We start from the raw sequence: 19381 nt of genomic DNA on the forward strand, positions 1-19381 counted from the left end.
CCGTGTCGAAAGGTCGTCTAGGCTGGGTGGATGTCGTGCCTTGCTCTCATCTCTGACATCCACGGCAATACTCCTGCCCTTGTAGCAGTGCTGGAGGCGATCACCCGTGACGGCATCGAGCAAATTGTGAACCTGGGGGATATCGCCTCCTGTGGAGTCGACCCACGGGGCACGCTGGACGTGTTGCGTAAACGGCCGGATATTCTGACCGTGCGCGGTAATCACGAACGACAGTTCTTGACCCTCTCACGTGAGTATATGGGCGCATCGGATCGACTCGCGTTTGATCTGCTCACCTACGATGACCGCGAGCGGCCCGCAGGACTACCGGTTACGGTGGAGCCTGCTCCGGGTGTTCTTGCTTTCCACGGCTCACCCGATGATGACCTGTGCTACCTACTTCACACGGTCGACTCGGCGGTACCGGACTCCCTCCGTGAGGCCAATGATCAAGAAGTCTTGGAGAGACTCGGGGCATCAACCGACCGCTTTGAGGTGTTTGTGTGCGGGCACACCCACTGACAACGCACCAGGCGATTACCAAATGGTTCTCTAATCGTGAATCCCGGCAGTGTCGGCTGGCCTGCCTGTGAAGATGATACCCCTCTACCGCACCGCGTACAGGCTGGAGCACCGCAGGCGAGATACACGGTGATCGAGAAGACTGGCGCTAGCGGATGGCTCGTGGATGAACGCCGTATTGATTACGACTATGATGTTGCAGTTGAGTTTGCCATCCGCGACGGGCGAGACGATGTGGCACGCGCGCTTCGTACGGGCCAGGTTATCGAACGGCCTGAGCAAACTCGGAGGGCTGTTCCTGTGCTAGGCGGGCGAGGTGCGAAGGTAGCTCACGCCCGTGGGCTCGCATAGTCTGTGCCCAGAGGCGGCCCGCTCGATAGGAGGAGCGTACGAGGGGTCCCGCAAGCACACCCTTAAAACCGATGGCCTCGGCCTCCGTCTTCATCTCAATGAATTCCTCGGGCTTGACCCAGCGATCAATCGGAAGATGACGTGGGCTCGGGCGTAGGTATTGCGTGAGTGTGATGATGTCTGTGCCCGCATCGTGTAGGTCGTGTAGCGCCTGGCTCACTTCATCTCGCGTTTCTCCCATTCCGAGGATGAGGTTGGATTTGGTGATCATGTTTGCCTCGCGGGCCTGGGTGAGCACCCCGAGGGAGCGTTCGTATTCAAAAGCGGGGCGTATCCGTTTGAAGACCCGGGGTACGGTTTCCACGTTGTGGGCAAAGACCTCGGGTTTTGATTCAAAAATGATGTTCAGAAGTTCGGGTTTACCCGAGAAGTCTGTGGCAAGGAGCTCCACTCCCGTCTCGGGGTTAAGCTCGTGGATTTTGCGTACCGTTTCGGCGTGTAACCAGGCTCCTTCATCGGGAAGGTCGTCGCGTGCCACCCCGGTGACGGTGGAGTATCGCAGGTTCATGGCACGCACCGACTCAGCTACCCGCTGCGGTTCTTCGGCGTCGTAATCGGCCGGTTTCCCCGTGTCGATCTGGCAAAAGTCACAGCGTCTGGTGCATTGGGAACCACCGATGAGAAATGTGGCCTCTCGGTCTTCCCAGCATTCAAAGATATTGGGGCAGCCGGCCTGTTGGCACACCGTATTGAGTTTTTGCGATTTAACCAGATCGGTCAGTTCCCGATATTCGGGACCCATTTTGGCTCGGGTTTTGATCCATTCGGGTTTGCGCTCAATCGGGGTTTGAGAGTTACGAACCTCGAGGCGTAGTAGCTTGCGTCCCCGAGGAGCCTGTGAGGGAGTGGCCTCCGCGGTGGTGGGCGCGCCACATCCGCTACCCGGCTGAGTGGGGTTGACGGGAGGGGTATTGCTCATGGAAGCTCCTTGTTTATCTGCGAAGCGCTGCGTTCTCTGTGTGAAGTGCTGTTGTTTCGCCGATCCCAAATGAGGCGAGAGCCGAGGCGAGATGCGTGGTAACGGAGGGGGCAATATCCGTAGGTGATACTATCCGCTGAGCCTCAAGCGACACGGTGGTGACTCCGGCGTCGGAGATTCCACACGCTGTGATGTGTTCGTAGGGGGTGAGGCTATTGGAGCAGTTAAGCGCAAAGCCGTGCATTGTTACTCCGCGGGAAACGCGTAGGCCGATGGCCGCTATCTTATTGTGACCGGTACTCGAGGCGATCCAGACCCCCGAGCGCCCGTGAACCCGCTTGCCCACGATGCCGTGATCGGAGAGCGCGTTGATAAGAGCTGATTCAAGAAGTCGAACAAATCCCACCACGTTTTTTGCCTCCGGTAAACGCACGATGGGATAACCGATGAGCTGTCCCGGTCCGTGCCAGGTGATGCTGCCACCCCGATCCACGTCGATAACAGGTATGGGGTGTGAGGCGCTGGGGCGGTGTTTTTCTTCGGTGCGGCTTCCCGCCGTGTAAACGTTATTGTGCTCGCAGAGGATCACCGAGTTGGGACAGGTGTTGTCTGCAACAGCCCGATGGGTTACGCGTTGTAGATCTAGCCCCTTGCTGTAATCGAGGTAGGAGGGTGCGTACCCGGGTGTCAAGAATGAGACCATACGAAGTATCCTACTATTAATGGACGCTGGTCACTTAACGCGTTTTTGCTTGATATTTCGATACTTTTTCTGTGAGTGCCCTGTTAGTGTTTGCGGTGCGGCGGTGGATAGTAGACTGGGGGAGTCATGGCTACTTTTGGAAATCTCTCGGATCGGCTTGCCGACACATTTAAAAACCTTCGCACGAAGGGAAAGCTCTCTGCCTCGGATGTCGACGGCACCGTGCGCGAAATTCGCCGCGCGCTACTTGATGCCGACGTTGCCCTCGACGTTGTGAAGGGGTTTACAGGCTCGGTGCGTGAGCGTGCCCTCAGCGATGAGGTTAACAGGGCGTTGAACCCCGCGCAGCAGGTTGTCCAGATCGTCAACGAGGAGCTCATTCAGATTCTGGGTGGCCAGCAGCGCCGTCTGGAATTTGCAAAAAATCCACCCACGGTGATCATGCTTGCGGGCCTTCAGGGAGCAGGTAAAACTACCCTGGCGGGCAAGCTCTCACGGTGGCTCGCGGGAGAGGGTCACAAACCGCTCCTCGTTGCAGCGGACCTGCAGCGACCCAACGCCGTGACCCAGCTGAGCGTTGTCGCTGAGCAGGCCGGCGTAGCCATTTTTGCGCCGGAACCAGGCAACGGCGTTGGTGATCCCGTGAGAGTCGCAAAAGACTCCATTACCTACGCAAACGACAAAATGTACGATGTGGTTATCGTCGACACGGCCGGGCGCCTGGGCGTAGATGCAGAGCTCATGAAGCAGGCCGCAGACATTCGTCGGGCAATAGACCCCGACGAGGTTCTTTTTGTTATTGACGCGATGATTGGGCAAGACGCGGTTAATACGGCAAAGGCCTTTCAGGAGGGCGTCGACTTTACCGGCGTGGTCCTCACAAAGCTCGACGGTGATGCCCGAGGTGGTGCCGCGCTCTCCGTGGCCAGTGTGACCGGACGCCCGATTATCTTTGCCTCCACGGGTGAGGGGCTTGACGACTTTGAGCCGTTCCACCCCGATCGTATGGCAAGCCGGATCCTTGATCTGGGAGACATGCTCACGCTCATCGAGCAGGCGCAGCGATCCTTTGACGAGGAAGAGGCTCGTAAGGTTGCCGAAAAGTTCGCCACCGATACTTTTACTCTCGATGATTTTCTCAAACAGATGCAGCAGTTGCGCAACATGGGAAACATCAAGAAGATGATGGGTATGCTTCCCGGAATGGGACAGATGCGTGAGCAGCTTGATAATTTTGATGAAAAAGAAATCGGGCGCACCGAGGCCATCATCCAGTCGATGACCCCGGCGGAAAGAGCCAACCCCAAGCTTCTGAACGGTTCGCGCAGGCTGCGTATTGCGCGGGGTTCCGGGGCGACCGTGACCGACGTCAATGGTCTGGTAAATCGCTTTGAGCAGGCAGCCAAGATGATGAAAACGGTGGCCAAGGGAGGCATGCCCCAGATCCCGGGCATGGGCCCGGTCCCCGGTGGTGGTTTTGGTGGCGGGAAGCGCAAGAACGCAAAGTCAAAGAAAAAAGGCTCTCGCTCGGGCAACCCTGCAAAGCGTGCTCTTGACGCGCAATCAGCAGCAGCCGAACCTCCTCAGACCTCAGGCTCCGGATTTGGGCTTGGAAAAGCTCCGGGGAAGTCTCAGGGGCCGACCGAGGAGGAGATGGCCGCGCTGCAAAGAATGATGGGCAAATAGTTCTGCGATTCTTTCACGAAATCTGCCGCGTCAATTACCGTATCGGCTAAAAACATGACAGAATAGGTCGTTGAGTCTGAATCGCTCGACCCTCTAATCAGGCGGTTCAGAAATTCCTTTCAGAGCTTTCGCGCCGAGTGTAAACCCACGCAATCGGCCGCGGTTCATCCACACTAAAAGCATTTCAGGAGAAATTGTGGCTGTAAAAATTCGTTTAAAGCGTTTCGGAAAGATCCGTTCGCCCCACTACCGCGTTGTTGTCGCGGACTCACGCACCAAGCGTGACGGTCGTGTGATCGAGGAGATCGGCAAGTACCACCCCACCGAGGACCCGTCGGTGATCGAGATTGACTCGGAGCGGGCACTCTACTGGCTGGGAGTGGGTGCACAGCCCACCGAGCAGGTACTCGCTCTGCTTAAGCTCACGGGCGACTGGGGCAAGTTCAAGGGTGACAAGGATGCCGTCAGCACCGTTCGAGTAAAGGAGCCCAAGGTTCCTTTTGTCGCCGACGAAAAGAAGAAGCCCGTGCTGAAGCCCAAGACCGAGACTCCAGCTCCTAAGGCAGAAGAAACTCCCGCTGAAGAGTCGCCGGCTGAGGATTCCGCTGTGGAAGCAGCTGAAGAGAACAAGGCCTAGTTCGTGCTTGTTCCGGCTCTTGAACACCTCGTGCGGGGGATTGTTGATAACCCCGACGAGGTGCAGATCATTTCTAAGAGCGGCGGGCGCGGCGAGGTTCTTGAGGTGCATGTTCACCCCGAGGACCTCGGCCGCGTTATCGGACGCTCGGGTCGCACCGCGCAATCGCTGCGCACCGTTGTCGAGGCTCTGGCTGATGGTCGCCGTGTCCGTGTCGACGTTGTTGACACTGACAAATAAGACGGCTCGGTATCGTGGAGCGGAGCGGGGCTTGGCCCAGGCTGGTAGCACAAATAGATGAGCAGCGCTCGATTGGTGGTGAGTGAATAGTGGCGACGCGACGCGGCCGACACTCACCATCCGAAAATAACTCTCAGTTGCGGGTTGGTCGGCTCACCAAGGCTCACGGACTGAAGGGTGCGCTCAGGCTCGAACTATACACCGATGATCCCGAGCGCAGATTCTTTCCCGGCGCGGAATTTACTCTTCAGGTTCCGGAAACTTCTCCGTGGCACGGCAAAAAAATTCAGTTGCGAGAGCTTCGCTGGTATAACTCACACCCTGTCGTGTTTTTTGTGGGTGTGGATGACCGAACTGCGGCAGACACCCTAGTAAAGGCAATCCTGTGGATTGAGGAGGACCCCTCAGAGGCTGCGGAGAGTGACAACGCCTGGTATGCCCATCAACTCGCGGGGCTCGAGGTTCGGCGTGATGGGATCAGTATCGGTAGAGTGCTCCGAATTGAGCACATGCCTGCCCAGGACCTTCTGATCGTTGAGACCTCAGCGGGAGAGGTGATGGTGCCATTTGTATCGGCAATTGTGCCCACTGTTGATCTCGACGGTGGATTCATCACTGTTACGCCCCCTCACGGACTTTTTGAGGAAGAGACCACCTAGGCTCCTGTCTCACCCGATAGGCTGCTGCTCACAGAGAAATAGGTAACCATGAAGATAGATATCGTGAGTATCTTTCCATCCTTTTTTGATGTGCTTGATATTTCGCTGCTGGGCAAGGCCATGCAGAACAACGTTATTGATCTCACGGTGCACGATCTGCGGGACTTTACGTATGATCGCCACCGAACTGTTGATGACAGACCGTACGGTGGCGGAGCGGGGATGGTTATGAAACCGGAACCCTGGGGGAGGGCCCTCGATTTAATCCTGGAGGGTGAGCCAGGAAAATCCGCAGAGGCTCGGGTGGATGCACCGGGGGCCGCAGGTTTTCAGGCGAGTGCCGAGGAGAGTCGGGCGGAGGTCGAGGGTATCGCCGAAACCTCGGTGGACGCTACGGTTCATCACAAAGAGAAACTAGATTCACCCCTGGTGATCTTTCCCTCGCCGGCGGGTGAAGTTTTTCGACAGTCTATGGCCAAAGAATTGGCGGCTGAAAACCACGTAATATTTGGCTGTGGCAGGTACGAGGGGATCGATCAGCGGGTTTTTGAATACGCGCAGACTCGGGCGCGTGTCAGGCTTGTAAGCCTCGGGGATTACGTTCTTAACGGGGGGGAGGTGGCCACCATGGCTATGATCGAGGCGATCGGTAGGCTCATCCCCGGGGTTATTGGCAACCCGGAGAGCCTTGCGGAGGAATCGCACGAGGATGGGCTGCTTGAATACCCGAGCTACACTAAACCCTCGGTGTGGCGTGGATACGAAGTTCCCCCCGTGCTACTCGCTGGTAACCACGCGGTGATTGAGAGGTGGCGTCACGAGCAGAGCGTGGAACGGACTCGCCGCGTGCGTCCCGATCTTCTTAAAGAATAAGTGTGGCTATTGGTCTGTGCTCCGATTCCGTGGCATAATGGATCCTTGTGTCACCATTCGGCTCTGCCATGAGGGAACCGAAGAATTGGAGCGGCACGCACCATGATTTTATTAATAACCTATTAGTGTGCACTCGACTTGTGGCGGGTGCAGAGAGCGAAAAAACATGCAAAAGTTGGACTTTATTGATGAGGCATCGCTGAAGTCAGACATCCCTGATTTCCGTGCCGGTGACACTGTCAAGGTTCACGTGAACATCATTGAGGGTAATCGCACGCGTATCCAGGTGTTTCAGGGTGTTGTTATAGCTCGCTCGGGTCACGGTGTACGCGAAACCTGTATCGTTCGCAAGATCAGCTTTCAGGTTGGCGTGGAACGTACTTTCCCCATCCACTCGCCTGTGATCGACAAGATCGAGATTGTGAGCCGCGGTGATGTGCGCCGTGCCAAGCTGTATTATCTCCGTGAGTTGCGTGGAAAAAAGGCAAAAATCCGCGAAAAGCGCGAGGTCTAAATTTTATAAATACTCGGTTGGGCTCCACACAGTCATTAGACTGGTGTGGAGCCTAGGCGGTTAAATGACAACACAGGAACAGAAACTTCGATGAACACAGCATCTTCGCGGCGCCAACGTGGGGTGCTCGTTTTTCTTCGTGATCTCGCGATCATTATTCTAATTGCCCTTACGCTTTCCACCCTGGTAAGGACGTTCTTAGTTCGATCGTTTTATATCCCCTCGTCATCAATGGAAAATACCCTCCAGATTGATGATCGGATTCTTGTCAACCAGCTGGTTCCCAATGTGCAGGACCTTCAGCGTGGTGACATCGTTGTGTTTGAAGATCCGGGCGGCTGGCTCACTCCGCGCGCTGCTTCCACCACTCCGTCTCCTCTTCAATGGTTTCTTGAGCTGGTTGGTCTTTCCGCCACAGATAGCGGTGAACATCTGGTCAAGCGTGTCATTGGGCTTCCTGGAGACACCGTGGAGTGTTGCAGCCCTCTGGGGAAAATCCTGGTGAACGGCGAACCTGTTGATGAACCGTACCTTAAGCTTCCCTCATCGGACAGTCCGGCATCAGCGATTGATTTTAAAGTTACGGTTCCCGAGGGTTCACTCTGGGTCATGGGGGATAATCGTAATGCTTCTGCCGACTCGCGATACAACAGGGATAAGCCTGGTGACGGCTTTGTTCCCATCGAGAACGTCGTTGGCACAGCTTTTATGATCAATTGGCCGCTGAACCACTTCACCATTTTTAACAGTCGTGCAGACCTCTTTCACGATAAGTAGGTAGCTTGTGAGCTCGGTCCCCAGGAAGGCGCTTTCCGCAAAAAACGTTCCTCCCACGCTTGAGCTTGAGCACACCCTCTTGCAGCCCGAGGTTTCTCTTGTGATCGGATGCGATGAGGTGGGGCGCGGCGCTATTGCGGGTCCGGTGGCGGTGGGAATGGCGGCCTGCTCTCGGGCGAGCGGCAGGATTCCCGAGGGACTGCGGGACTCTAAGTTACTCACGGAGAAGCGCCGTGAAGCAGTCTACCCCGCTACGGCTGAGTGGGCGCTGTTTCGGGCTGTGGGGTACGCTTCAGCCCGGGAAGTGGATACTCTTGGTATTTCCGCCTGCCTGGGACTCGCGGGGAAGCGAGCGCTGATCACGATGTATGAGGCGGGAGCCACAGTGGGATCCAGCATCGTGCTTTTAGATGGCTCGCACGATTGGCTTTCCCCGGCGCTCTCTTCTCCACTTCGAGTACATACTCGGGTGGGGGCTGATCGTGATTGCGCGAGTGTTGCGGCGGCCTCGGTTCTCGCAAAGGTTGAGCGTGACCGTCTGATGAAGGCGCTCGATGAGAGGATGCCCGGCTACGGTTGGGGAAGCAACAAAGGGTACGGCTCCGCCCAGCACTACCGTGCTATTAGCGACCATGGAACCACCGAGTACCATCGAGTGAGTTGGCTCAGGGGTACCGGTTCAACCACTGACTAACTTTCACCCTAGGATTACAGTATGAACGAAGATGAGTTTGAAGATTATGAGCGTGAGGTAGAGCTTGCGCTATTTCGTGAATATCGCGATATTGTCACTCAGTTTCGTTATGTGGTCGAGACTGAGAGACGCTTTTACCTGGCCAACAGCGTTGAGCTAAAACGACAGGATGCCGGCAACGATTTTTACTTCGAGCTCACTATGAGTGATGTGTGGGTCTGGGATGTCTATCGCGCCGATCGTTTTGTGAAGTCTGTTCGTGTCTTGACCTTCAAAGATGTTAACGTTGAGGAGCTTTCAGACCACGAGTTTAGTATCCCGCAGGAGTTAGCTCTCGACGAATAAAACCCCCGAGGGCGATTCTCCTCAACACTGCCAATAAAAAGACGATTATCCACTGTTTGACGCTTCGCCTCGCGAACGGAAGGTTGCCCGTGGAATCCTGATAATCAGGAGGCACGTTATGGCATACAAAGATGATTTGGGACGGTGGGGTGAGTCGGTTGCGGCCGAATTTTTGCAAGAAAAAAACTACTCAATCCTCCACCAGAACTGGCGCAACAATATGGGAGAGATCGATATCATCGCGGTTTCCGGGGAAACCACGGTGTTTATCGAGGTCAAGACACGAAGCAGCACTCGATTTGGCCATCCCTTTGAAGCGATTACCACCGAAAAGCTTGCTCGGCTGCGGCGCTTAGGATGGGCGTGGTGTCGGTTACAAGAGACACCACCCGTAAAGATACGAATTGACGCGGTGGCGGTGTTAGGAGTACCCGGTCGTGTCCCCAGAGTTGAGCATCTGCGTGGTGTTTTTTAAATGACAGTTGCGCGTACACACAGTGTTGCCCTGACCGGGCTTGATGGGCACCTGGTAGAGGTGGAGGCAGACGTGTCCCAAAACCTTCCGGGTTTTGTCATCATTGGTCTTCCCGATGCCTCGCTTGCCGAGGCAAAAGAGAGGGTTCGGGTGGCAGCAAACAACAGCGGGTGCCCGCTCACCGATCGTAAGCTTACGGTTAACCTTTCTCCCGCCTCGTTGCCCAAACAGGGTTCAGGGTTCGACCTGGCAATCGCTATGGCAGGTCTTGCAGCCGCGGGAAGCGTGCCTGCCGCGTCCATCCGCGATGTTGTGCATCTGGGTGAACTGCGGCTCGACGGAAGGTTACGCCCGCTTTCAGGTATGCTCCCCGCCGTCGTTGCCGCCCGCAAGGCGGGTGCAAAAACGGTGATGGTTCCAATCGCAAACAGGGGCGAAGCCGAGCTTGTGCCCGACATCCGAGTCATTGCGGTGTCAACCCTGCGCGAGGCGGCAGCATGGCACGGTGGGCAATATCCCCCCGCACCGGCTGAACCTGCAGCACCGTCGGATGCCGCCCCCGTTACTCCTCCGACATCGGCCTCTATGAGAGTTGCCAGTGAGACAGCGGAGCGGCAGATAAAGAATATGAGCGCGCAACTGGAAAACGATGGCGACCTCGGGGACATTGTGGGCAATGAAGAGGCCGTATCTGCTCTTATCGTTGCGGCTGCAGGCGGGCACAACGTTCTTATGGTGGGGCCTCCTGGTGCCGGAAAAACTATGCTTGCGTCGCGGCTCATCGGAATCCTGCCCGACCTGAGCGAAGCAGAATCGCTTGAATCCAGCTGTGTGCATTCGCTTTCGGGGCAGAGCCTGGAACAGGGGCTCATTGTGCGTCCCCCCTTTGAGTCTCCCCACCACAGCATTAGCATTGCGGCACTTGTTGGTGGGGGCAGTGCTGTTATTCGTCCCGGGGCGGCGGCTCGGGCCTCGGGCGGGGTACTTTTTATCGATGAGGTTCCCGAGATGTCAGCCACCGTCTTAGACTCACTGCGGCAGTCTCTTGAATCACGGCAAATTGTTATTCAACGGGCACGGGCTACCGCCGTATTCCCCGCAAAGTTTCAGCTTGTCATGGCCGCCAACCCCTGTCCGTGCGGTAACTACGGGGTTCGCGACGGTGAGTGCGTTTGTACCCCGGCGCTCCGTCGCCGCTATCTGGGGAGAATATCCGGGCCGATTAAAGACAGAATAGACATTCACCTGAACGTGAATAGGATCACCACCGCCCAGTTGCGGGTAGCAGACGGCGCCCAGAGAATAACCAGCGCGCAGGCACGAAAACGGGTTGAACGGGCCAGAGCCTGTTCAGCGAGGCGATTGGCGGACACTCCCTGGAGAACAAACGCTGAAGTGCCAGGCTCCTGGCTGCGTGAAAGGCGGCAGCGTTTATCACTCGAAACAACCGTGAGTGTGGACCGTGCTCTCGAAAGGGGGCTCATCACCATGCGCGGATACGACAGGGTCTTAAGAATTGCCTGGACTCTTTGCGACCTTGACGCCGCTGCTTCCCCCACTAAAAGCCATGTTTCCCAGGCGCTTTACCTCAGGAGAGGGGTGTGAGATGGGCAAAAACATATTTGGGTTACAACGCTCACTTGTGTATCAATCCGTTCGGCAGCTCATTGCGCACGATCCCGTTCTTGGGGTTCCGGGTGAACCCCAAGACACACTGTTAGCAAGCGTAGAAAAGGTTGCGGAGGTTTTTGCGCGGTCCGTATGGAGCCGTCTGGCCGAACCAGGAGATAGGGTCTCCCACATTCTGATCGAGCAACTCGGAGCCGCCGGTGCGTTGAACCTTTTGCTTGAAGAAACAGAGGGCGGTAAAACATTTGGTTGCTTGGACTCCAGGGGTAAAGATAAATTTTCAGGACATGCAACAGCGCTAAAAACGGGGGAGCCAACAAGCGGTACGAGAGAAGAAGAGAGCGAAAAATCTCGAGTGGATGAAATCCGTGAGCTGTCAGTGCTCAGGACCTCAATGGAACGTTGGCGTCCGAGACTGGTGTCCTCGGAGGTGCTTCGTGGCGCCGAGATAGCCCAGCAGATTGGGGCACGAATCTGCACACCGGATTTTGGCTCGTGGCCAGCATCGCTCAACGACCTGAACGAGCATAGGCCCCATGCGCTGTGGATACGGGGGCAAAAACACCGAGGGAATGCACCGGCTCTTAGCGTGGTGGGAGCAAGGGCTTCCACGGGGTACGGGGAGCAGGTGACTGCTGAAATAGCCTCCGGGCTAGCAGCTCACGGCGTCACCGTGGTGTCGGGTGGTGCCTACGGGATTGATGGTATGGCCCATCGCTCAGCCCTGGCCTCACACGGGCATACGGTGGCAATATTAGCCGGGGGAATCGATCGACTCTATCCGAGTGGGCACGGGGATCTATTCACCCGTATTCTGCGTGAAGGAACTATCTTGACCGAAATGCCTCCCGGTTTTTCTCCCACAAAATGGCGCTTTCTGCAGCGTAACAGGCTCATAGCCGCACTGGGAAACGCAACGATCGTTTGTGAGGCCGGGCGGCGTTCAGGGTCCCTCAACACTGCGGGACATGCGGCGGCGTTGGGACGCCCTCTGGGCGCGGTTCCCGGCCCTGTCACATCAACCGCATCTGATGGGTGCCACCTCCTGCTCAGAGAGTACAACGCTATCTGTGTTACCACGGCTGAGCAGGCACGGGAAATCGTCATCCCTCTGAACTCCGACCCTGTTGTACACGATAGTGAAGCTCATGCACAATCGCCAGAATACCTGAGGCTATGGGATGCGCTCAGCACACGTCGGGCACGTAGCGTTGATGAACTCGCTCGACTCTCCGGGCATAGCCCTCCCGAGGTGAGGGCGTTACTTGCGGAACTCCTCTATGAGGGAGCCATCGCTGAAACCTCGGGTGGATGGAAAGCGGTGAAGCCGAGCACAATCAGAACCCCGCGGTTACGGAACCGGTGAGACCCGTCTCCCCGTGGAAGGGTTGGCGATTATGTGACAAGCGCAAACATGTTCCCCGGTGTTTACAATATTGTGGTGCAGAATAAACGTGTGAGCCTTGAACACTCTGCCGATAATTTTGTGGGATACCTTGCGGCTGAGCGAGGGTACTCAAAACAGACAGCTCGTGCCTACCGTTCCGATATTAGTTCGCTTCAGGAATATTTGAATACGCACTCACCTACGAAAAAATGGTTTGAGCTTGACGATCTTCGTGACTGGTTGTGGGACGCACAGAGTCAAGGAATCGCCAGGAGCACGCTTGCTCGTCGCACCGCGTCAATCAAGATGTTTAGCCGTTGGCTCTATAAAAATGGCTACCGTGATACAGACGTCGCCTCTCGGCTCACCGGTCCTAGGGCGGAGCAGCACCTTCCGCGTACGGTATCCCACTCTCAGATCGACACTATCCTGGCGATGCTTGCGGAACAGGCTAAAACGGAGGACCCCGTAGCGGAGCGCGATAGCGCCATCTTGGAGCTTTTATACGGTTCTGCGCTTCGGGTGTCCGAAGCTGTGAGTCTTAATCTTGGTGATGTTGACTTTGAGAGGCTTACCGTGAGGGTTACCGGTAAGGGTGATAAACAGAGGGTTGTGCCTTTTGGTGTTCCCGCGGCTTCTTCTTTGTATACGTATGCGGAGCACGGGCGGGCGCTCCTTCTAAACCAAAAAATCGTACACAAGCCAACAGGAATAACAAGCGCTCGTACCGAGGGGGGCGCATTCTTTTTGAGTCGGAGAGGCCTGCGGATGGGGTCGAGGTCGATATACGCTGTTGTTGCCCGTGTTCTTCAAGAGATTCCCGGTACCGGAGGTAACGGTCCCCACACTCTACGCCACACTGCGGCGACCCATCTTCTTGACGGGGGAGCGGATCTGCGAGCGGTGCAGGAAATGCTGGGGCACTCAAGCCTGGCCACCACCCAGATTTATACGCACGTATCGGCCGAGCGTCTAGCCCGCACTTATCGAGCTGCTCACCCTCGTGCATAGACGACTGCGTGTCCGATTTGATTTCACACTGGAGTCCCGCGCTGCCTATGCTCGCGCGTAGACGCCTGGAGGTCTTGTCCGGCTGGATCACAGAACGGGTCAACGTCTGCCTTGCGTGTGGATAGCTGGGCTGTGTTCTCGGTGCTGGCATTACTGAGGGATGCGACGGCAGCAGAACGGGCTTGCTCATCAGACCAAAGAGGATCATCGGGTTGAGGTATTCCCCGTTGAATCGTGCTCCGATGTGTATACACGTAGAGACGGTATCGTTGCAGTGTGAGTGGGAATCAACGGTGGCTATGACCTGACCGCGGGTGACAGCTTCTCCCGCTAAAACAAGCGATTGAACCGGCTCAAAACTTGAAATATAACCACCGGAGTGCCGAATAGATAACACTGCCCTGTCTACCACCGTCCCAGAAAAATGTACAACTCCGTCATCGGGCGCAGACAGCTGAACTGCGGCCCCGGTCTTAACATCGATCCCGCGGTGTCCGGCGGCGTAGGGAGTCTCCGGAGCGATAAAAGGCCTATGGAGTTGATAGGGGGCCTCAAGAGGGAATGACCAGGACGGGTGCTGCCGTCCGGCTTTCTCGGACTGAACTGCTAAGGGATCTGTGAAAATTGGTGGTCGAATCGCGAGTGTGAGCGTTGTGGAGGGTGCAAAACACAGGAGTATGCAGGGGAGGACAAAGCGATAAACGGTTTTGACCAATAGCAGTGATGATAAGCGTGGGAAGAAGGTCATGCACCATATGATGCCCCGTATGCGAAAAGGTAAGGGGATAAATACCGGAATAATACTGAGAGTTGAATAATCTCTTCCTGTGGAGGAGAGGTTATTGGGACGGAGGGGTGGTAGCATTGTTACAGCATCTTTGAATAAAAGATGACTACGCGTGCCCGCTGATAGGCATTCACAATATTCGGTCTTCCGCCAAACGTTCCTCACAGAACGTTTATGGAGAGCCATTGTGTGTCGGGCACCAGGGATCACTGCGTCGCAGTGATCGGTCAACCGAAACAAGCGCTCCATATTTTGGGGCGCAGAAAAGGAGAACGGCCATGGCCGTTGTAACAACTCGCCAGCTGCTCGACAGCGGCGTACACTTTGGACACCAGACCCGTCGCTGGAATCCCAAGATGAAGCGCTTCATCTTTACGGAGCGCTCAGGAATCTACATCATCGATATTCAGCAGTCGCTGAGCTATATCGACAAAGCGTATGATTTTGTCAAGACCACGGTGGCACACGGGGGAAGTATTCTCTTCGTGGGAACCAAGAAGCAGGCCCAGGAGGCTATCGCTGAGCAGGCTACACGCGTGGGGCAGCCGTATGTGAACCAGCGCTGGCTAGGTGGTCTGCTGACCAACTTCCAAACGGTTTCGCAGCGTCTTTCCCGCATGAAGGAGTTGGAAGAACTTGATTACGAGGGAACCACCAGCGGCTTCACCAAAAAAGAGTTGCTCCTCAAGAAGCGTGAACTCGACAAGCTGCACAAGAGCCTGGGTGGAATTCGCAATATGACCAAGACGCCCTCGGCGATTTGGATTGTTGATACCAAAAAAGAGCATCTTGCAATTGATGAGGCTAAGAAGCTGGGCATTCCGGTCATCGCAATTTTGGACACCAACTGTGACCCCGATGACGTTAACTACCCGATACCGGGCAATGACGATGCTATTAGAAGCGTTGCGCTGCTTACTCGTGTGGTTGCAGATGCCGCAGCCGAGGGCCTGGTTCAGCGTCACCAGAAGTCTGATGCCTCAGATGCCCCCGCTGAGCCTCTGGCCGAGTGGGAGACCGAACTCCTTGCTGCACCCGTGACAGAGACGGAGGAGGCCACCGCTTCTGTCCCTGAGGCACCCGCCGCAGAGGAGCCTGCAACAGAGGCCCCCGCCGCAGAGGGTTCCGCAGCGGATGACACAAAGTAATTTGCACGTTAATAACGAGGAGTTAAAACATGGCTAATGTCAGCCTAGAAGCAGTGAAAACCCTCCGTGAGCGCCTCGGTGCCGGAATGGTAGACAGCAAAAATGCTCTGATTGAGGCAGATGGCGACATTGAAAAAGCGGTCGAAATCTTGCGTCTTAAAGGCATGAAAGGTGTTGCTAAGCGCGAGGGTCGTTCAGCGAGTGAGGGGCTGGTAGCTGCCCAAGAGCACGGTAGTGCAACAACCCTGATAGAGCTCGTCTGTGAGACCGACTTCGTGTCAAAAAACGAGAAGTTTATCGCTTTGGCCAACACCGTTCTTGACTCAATTGTTGCCGCCGGCGCTCGTACCCGGGAGGACGCGCTTGCCGCCCCCCTCGGAGGGAAGACCGTCGCGGACGCGATTCAAGACGAGGCCGCAATTCTGGGAGAAAAAGTTGAGCTGCGCGGTGTTGCTGTTGTAGAGGGCGAGAAGTTTGCCGTTTACCTGCACAAGACCAACAAGGATCTTCCTCCTCAGGTTGGTGTGGTTGTGGGCTACTCCGGAGATGATGCGGAAACCGCCCGTGCTGTTGCGCAGCACATTTCGTTTGCCGACCCCCTCTACGTTTCGCGAGAAGATGTCCCCGCGGCGGATATCGAGCGGGAGAGGCAACTTGTCACCGAGATTGCTCAAAACGAAGGTAAGCCTGAGGCCGCACTGCCCAAGATTATTGAGGGGCGTATCAACGGTTTCTTTAAAACCATCGTTCTTATGGATCAAGACTATGCACGTGATAACAAGCAGAGCGTGAGCCAAGTTCTCGGCGATGCTGGTCTGACCGTGAGCGGTTTTGCCCGCTTTAAGGTTGGCGCTTAGGTTTCATCCTTAGCTAAAAGGAGTTCGGGTACGGCAACGACCCGGACTCCTTTTACTATGCACTCAGGCCTGCAACCGACTTTATCCGCCCATATCGGGTAATCTGTGAGTGGCTTATCTCGAACGTAAAGGAACACAATGCCAGAAACTAAACGTCGTCGCGTATTATTGAAGCTTTCGGGAGAAGCCTTTGGCGGGGGACAGCTCGGTGTCAATCCTGATGTTGTCAGCTCAATCGCAAAAGAGATCGCGCTGGCAACAGAGCAGGTTGAAGTAGCAATTGTTGTGGGTGGTGGCAATTTTTTCCGCGGTGCAGAGCTCTCGCAACGGGGGATGGATCGCGGACGTGCAGACTACATGGGCATGCTCGGAACCGTGATGAATGCTCTTGCTCTTCAAGACTTCATTGAGCAGGCCGGGGTAGGGTGTCGGGTTCAATCCGCGATCACTATGACCCAGGTTGCTGAAACCTATATCCCTCTCCGAGCAATTCGTCACCTGGAAAAGAGCCGCGTGGTTGTTTTTGGTGCTGGCGCGGGCCTGCCGTACTTTTCCACCGATACCGTTGCGGCTCAGCGTGCTCTTGAGATCAAAGCGGATATCGTTTTGGTCGCAAAAAACGGGGTTGATGGCGTCTACACGGCTGATCCCCGCCACGATAGTAACGCCACTAAAATTGATAATATTCATTATCAGGAGGCCCTGCAGAAGGGGCTCAAAGTTGTTGACTCAACAGCTTTTAGTCTGTGTATGGATAATCAGATGCCTATGCGTGTTTTTGGTATGGAACCCGCCGGTAATGTCACCGCGGCGATCCTTGGCGAGGAGATTGGTACCCTGGTACATTCTTCCTAGCCTTACTCCAGTAGACTTAGAATCGTTATTACACAATAAGGAGTTGCCGTGATCGCTGATGTCCTCACACAGTCTTCCCAGAAGATGACCAAGGCTGTAGAAGTGGCTAAAGAAGACTTTTCTACCGTTCGAACGGGGCGAGCAAACCCTGCCCTGTTTCAGAAGATTTTGGTGGATTACTACGGCACTCCTACCCCCCTTGACCAGCTTGCATCGCTCCAAAACCAAGATGCCCGCTCAATCATCATCACACCCTACGATAAGTCCGCCCTTAAGGCCATTGAACAAGCCATTCGTGACACACCAAATCTTGGTGCTAATCCCACAAACGATGGCAACATCGTACGCGTTACGATTCCCGAGCTTACCGAGGAGCGTCGCAAAGAGTTTGTCAAAATCGTTAAAGGAAAAGCGGAAGATGCCCGAGTGGTTATCCGTAACCTGCGCCGTAAAACAAAAGATGAGCTTGAGGCGTTAAAGTCCGAGGTGGGAGATGATGAGGTCGCTCGCGCCGAAAAAGAGCTCGAGTCAACAACAAAGTCGCACATCGACGCTATTGAAGACGCCTCTAAGCGTAAAGAAGCTGAGCTTCTTGAGGTTTAGCAGGCGTGGTTGAAGAACAGCGCCCGAAAAAGCGGGAGAAAAACGGTCAGGAGCGTGGCGATATCCACGCGCAATTTGGTGCCGCTCGCGATGAGATTCGAGCGCAATTTGAGGCAACTAAAGCTCATATTGATGCAACAAGCGCCAAAATAGAGGCAAAGGCCGGTCGTAACCTTTTTTGGGCGGTAGGGAGTGGGCTTCTTTTTGGTGCGGTTTTTCTTTTTAGCCTCTTTGCTCTTCCCGGTCTTTTTGTGATTCTTGTGGGCGCTATTGTTGGTGTTACCGTTCTCGAGTTCACCACAGCAGTGAGGACGGTTGGCCGATACGTTCCACGTTTGGGTGCTGTTCTTGCTTCCCTCGGCGTTGTCGCTAGCACGTATTATCTGGGTGCCGTGGGGTTGCTCGTTTCCCTGCTGTTCAGTGTGGTTGTTGTGACGGTGTGGCGCTCGATTGAACTCTGGATTCTTCCCAGCCATCGGTCAAGCACGATCAAGTTTGGTACAGATCTTGCCGCTGGTGTTCTGGTGCTTGTTTATGTGGCTTTTTTTGCGAGCTTTACCATTCTTTTGCGTCAGGGAACCAGCGGCGAGTGGTGGATATTCACTTTTGTTGCGGTTGTAGTCTCAATAGACACTGGAGCTTATATCGCCGGAATCACGCTAGGAAAGCACAAGATGACTCCGCGAATAAGTCCGAATAAAACCTGGGAGGGGTTTGTTGGCGCGGCCCTTGCTGGGCAATTAGCGGCTATCCTTCTCACCGTTTTTGCGCTGGGCTACCCCTGGTGGGCCGGTTCGATCCTGGGATTTGTGCTCTTGTTGACCGCCACGGGCGGTGACCTGACGGAGTCTCTCATCAAGCGAGATCTCGGAATTAAAGATATGAGTTCTTGGATACCGGGTCACGGTGGATTTCTCGATCGCTTAGACTCCCTTCTTCCCTCGGCAGCCGCAACCTACGGTGTTTATCTGGTGTTTGCACTAACTTAGCCCAGGCAATTCCGCGCGCCGAGTACCCTATATCCCCCGAAACAGTGCAGAATAGTCAGTGTGAGTACAACCTTCCCGCGTTCAAAAAATAAGAAGCAGGCTTATAACGCTGCACAGGTGGATGCTTTTTTGGCGGAAGCTCGCGAAGCATACAACCAGGATGCTGCGGGAAAAGTCTCGGTTACTGCCGCGGACCTGAGAAGAATCTCTTTTAGCCTTCAGCGTGGAGGCTATTCCGCACGTCATGTTGATGCTGCCCTTGATCGTCTCGAAGAGGTCTTTTTTGAGCGAGAAAAGCAATCTATTCTTCGTGACGGGGGGCAGGAGGAATGGGACGCGATGGTGCAGCAAAAGATTGAGGACGTCCGAAGTCGCTTAATCCGGCCCAAAAAATCGCGATTTTCACGGTCGGGACTGTTTGCAAACGGATACAATCGTTCCCAAGTTGATGCTCTCTCGGACAGGGTTGCTGCATATCTTGATGAGGGGGTTCCGCTAACTCTGACAGAGGTGCGAGACGCTACTTTTTTCCCGGAAAAACGGGGCTATCGTGAGGATCAGGTCGATTTCTTTCTGGACTATGTCATTGACATTATTCTGTCCGTTCGCTGAACAACCTAAGATGACACTGGCTTCTTCCGCGCCAATTGGATACTATGG

The 19381-nt window shown here is 55.3% G+C and carries 22 protein-coding genes; 20 read left to right on the plus strand and 2 right to left on the minus strand.

Annotated elements, in window-relative coordinates; genetic code table 11:
* The first annotated feature begins 30 nt into the window (after nucleotides 1–30).
* A complete protein-coding gene (locus FrondiHNR_RS05735) occupies nucleotides 31–522 on the plus strand; it encodes a metallophosphoesterase family protein (protein ID WP_279354280.1) in 492 nt (163 codons plus the stop codon).
* 262 nt (nucleotides 523–784) lie between these two features.
* Here the strand turns inward: FrondiHNR_RS05735 and lipA are convergent, their stop codons facing one another.
* Both lipA and lipB read right to left on the minus strand, forming a co-directional pair.
* Nucleotides 785–1852 carry a lipoyl synthase gene (gene lipA, locus FrondiHNR_RS05740; RefSeq protein WP_279354281.1) on the minus strand — a complete coding sequence of 356 codons (1068 nt, stop codon included), beginning with the start codon at nucleotides 1850–1852 and terminating at the stop codon, nucleotides 785–787.
* Between the two features lie 13 nt (nucleotides 1853–1865).
* Complete coding sequence (gene lipB, locus FrondiHNR_RS05745) at nucleotides 1866–2555, minus strand: lipoyl(octanoyl) transferase LipB (protein WP_279354282.1); 690 nt, start codon at nucleotides 2553–2555, stop codon at nucleotides 1866–1868.
* A 126-nt stretch (nucleotides 2556–2681) separates the two neighbouring features.
* On the opposite strand from lipB, the gene ffh reads away from it, so the two are divergent.
* From ffh to FrondiHNR_RS05840, 19 genes are all read left to right on the plus strand, one after another.
* Entirely contained in the window at nucleotides 2682–4241 is a 1560-nt protein-coding gene (gene ffh, locus FrondiHNR_RS05750) for a signal recognition particle protein (protein ID WP_279354283.1), read from the plus strand.
* Between the two features lie 196 nt (nucleotides 4242–4437).
* Nucleotides 4438–4878: a 30S ribosomal protein S16 gene (gene rpsP / locus FrondiHNR_RS05755; protein WP_279354284.1), complete on the plus strand. Its 441-nt coding sequence runs from the start codon at nucleotides 4438–4440 to the stop codon at nucleotides 4876–4878.
* Nucleotides 4879–4881: 3 nt separating this feature from the next.
* Nucleotides 4882–5118 (plus strand): RNA-binding protein, encoded by a 237-nt coding sequence (locus FrondiHNR_RS05760; protein ID WP_279354285.1) that lies wholly within the window; start codon nucleotides 4882–4884, stop codon nucleotides 5116–5118.
* Nucleotides 5119–5207: 89 nt separating this feature from the next.
* On the plus strand, nucleotides 5208–5777 hold the full coding sequence (gene rimM / locus FrondiHNR_RS05765; protein ID WP_279354286.1) for a ribosome maturation factor RimM: 570 nt from the start codon (nucleotides 5208–5210) through the stop codon (nucleotides 5775–5777).
* Nucleotides 5778–5825: 48 nt separating this feature from the next.
* The gene (gene trmD / locus FrondiHNR_RS05770) at nucleotides 5826–6650 is read left to right on the plus strand and encodes a tRNA (guanosine(37)-N1)-methyltransferase TrmD (RefSeq protein WP_279354287.1); all 825 of its coding nucleotides are present in this window, start codon (nucleotides 5826–5828) and stop codon (nucleotides 6648–6650) included.
* A gap of 166 nt (nucleotides 6651–6816) precedes the next feature.
* Nucleotides 6817–7164 (plus strand): 50S ribosomal protein L19, encoded by a 348-nt coding sequence (rplS, locus tag FrondiHNR_RS05775; RefSeq protein WP_279354288.1) that lies wholly within the window; start codon nucleotides 6817–6819, stop codon nucleotides 7162–7164.
* A 90-nt stretch (nucleotides 7165–7254) separates the two neighbouring features.
* Nucleotides 7255–7941, plus strand: coding sequence for a signal peptidase I (gene lepB, locus FrondiHNR_RS05780; protein WP_279354289.1), 687 nt, complete (start codon nucleotides 7255–7257; stop codon nucleotides 7939–7941).
* Nucleotides 7942–7948: 7 nt separating this feature from the next.
* Complete coding sequence (locus tag FrondiHNR_RS05785) at nucleotides 7949–8635, plus strand: ribonuclease HII (protein ID WP_279354290.1); 687 nt, start codon at nucleotides 7949–7951, stop codon at nucleotides 8633–8635.
* A gap of 21 nt (nucleotides 8636–8656) precedes the next feature.
* Nucleotides 8657–8980, plus strand: coding sequence for a DUF2469 domain-containing protein (locus FrondiHNR_RS05790; protein ID WP_279354291.1), 324 nt, complete (start codon nucleotides 8657–8659; stop codon nucleotides 8978–8980).
* A gap of 118 nt (nucleotides 8981–9098) precedes the next feature.
* Nucleotides 9099–9455 carry a YraN family protein gene (locus FrondiHNR_RS05795; RefSeq protein ID WP_279354292.1) on the plus strand — a complete coding sequence of 119 codons (357 nt, stop codon included), beginning with the start codon at nucleotides 9099–9101 and terminating at the stop codon, nucleotides 9453–9455.
* Nucleotides 9456–11060, plus strand: a complete 1605-nt coding sequence (locus tag FrondiHNR_RS05800) for an ATP-binding protein (RefSeq protein ID WP_279354293.1) — start codon at nucleotides 9456–9458, stop codon at nucleotides 11058–11060.
* 1 nt (nucleotide 11061) lies between these two features.
* Nucleotides 11062–12450: a DNA-processing protein DprA gene (dprA, locus tag FrondiHNR_RS05805; protein ID WP_279354294.1), complete on the plus strand. Its 1389-nt coding sequence runs from the start codon at nucleotides 11062–11064 to the stop codon at nucleotides 12448–12450.
* Between the two features lie 33 nt (nucleotides 12451–12483).
* Nucleotides 12484–13482, plus strand: a complete 999-nt coding sequence (locus FrondiHNR_RS05810; protein WP_279354295.1) for a tyrosine-type recombinase/integrase — start codon at nucleotides 12484–12486, stop codon at nucleotides 13480–13482.
* 1065 nt (nucleotides 13483–14547) lie between these two features.
* Entirely contained in the window at nucleotides 14548–15417 is an 870-nt protein-coding gene (gene rpsB / locus FrondiHNR_RS05815) for a 30S ribosomal protein S2 (protein ID WP_279354296.1), read from the plus strand.
* A gap of 29 nt (nucleotides 15418–15446) precedes the next feature.
* Nucleotides 15447–16274, plus strand: a complete 828-nt coding sequence (gene tsf / locus FrondiHNR_RS05820; RefSeq protein ID WP_279354297.1) for a translation elongation factor Ts — start codon at nucleotides 15447–15449, stop codon at nucleotides 16272–16274.
* A gap of 138 nt (nucleotides 16275–16412) precedes the next feature.
* Complete coding sequence (gene pyrH, locus FrondiHNR_RS05825) at nucleotides 16413–17129, plus strand: UMP kinase (RefSeq protein WP_279354298.1); 717 nt, start codon at nucleotides 16413–16415, stop codon at nucleotides 17127–17129.
* A 48-nt stretch (nucleotides 17130–17177) separates the two neighbouring features.
* Nucleotides 17178–17732 (plus strand): ribosome recycling factor, encoded by a 555-nt coding sequence (gene frr, locus FrondiHNR_RS05830; protein WP_279354299.1) that lies wholly within the window; start codon nucleotides 17178–17180, stop codon nucleotides 17730–17732.
* A gap of 5 nt (nucleotides 17733–17737) precedes the next feature.
* The gene (locus FrondiHNR_RS05835) at nucleotides 17738–18721 is read left to right on the plus strand and encodes a phosphatidate cytidylyltransferase (RefSeq protein ID WP_279354300.1); all 984 of its coding nucleotides are present in this window, start codon (nucleotides 17738–17740) and stop codon (nucleotides 18719–18721) included.
* Between the two features lie 60 nt (nucleotides 18722–18781).
* Nucleotides 18782–19333, plus strand: a complete 552-nt coding sequence (locus FrondiHNR_RS05840; protein ID WP_279354301.1) for a DivIVA domain-containing protein — start codon at nucleotides 18782–18784, stop codon at nucleotides 19331–19333.
* Nucleotides 19334–19381: the final 48 nt, after the last annotated feature.

Source organism: Lysinibacter sp. HNR, assembly GCF_029760935.1.
Lineage (GTDB): Bacteria > Actinomycetota > Actinomycetes > Actinomycetales > Microbacteriaceae > HNR.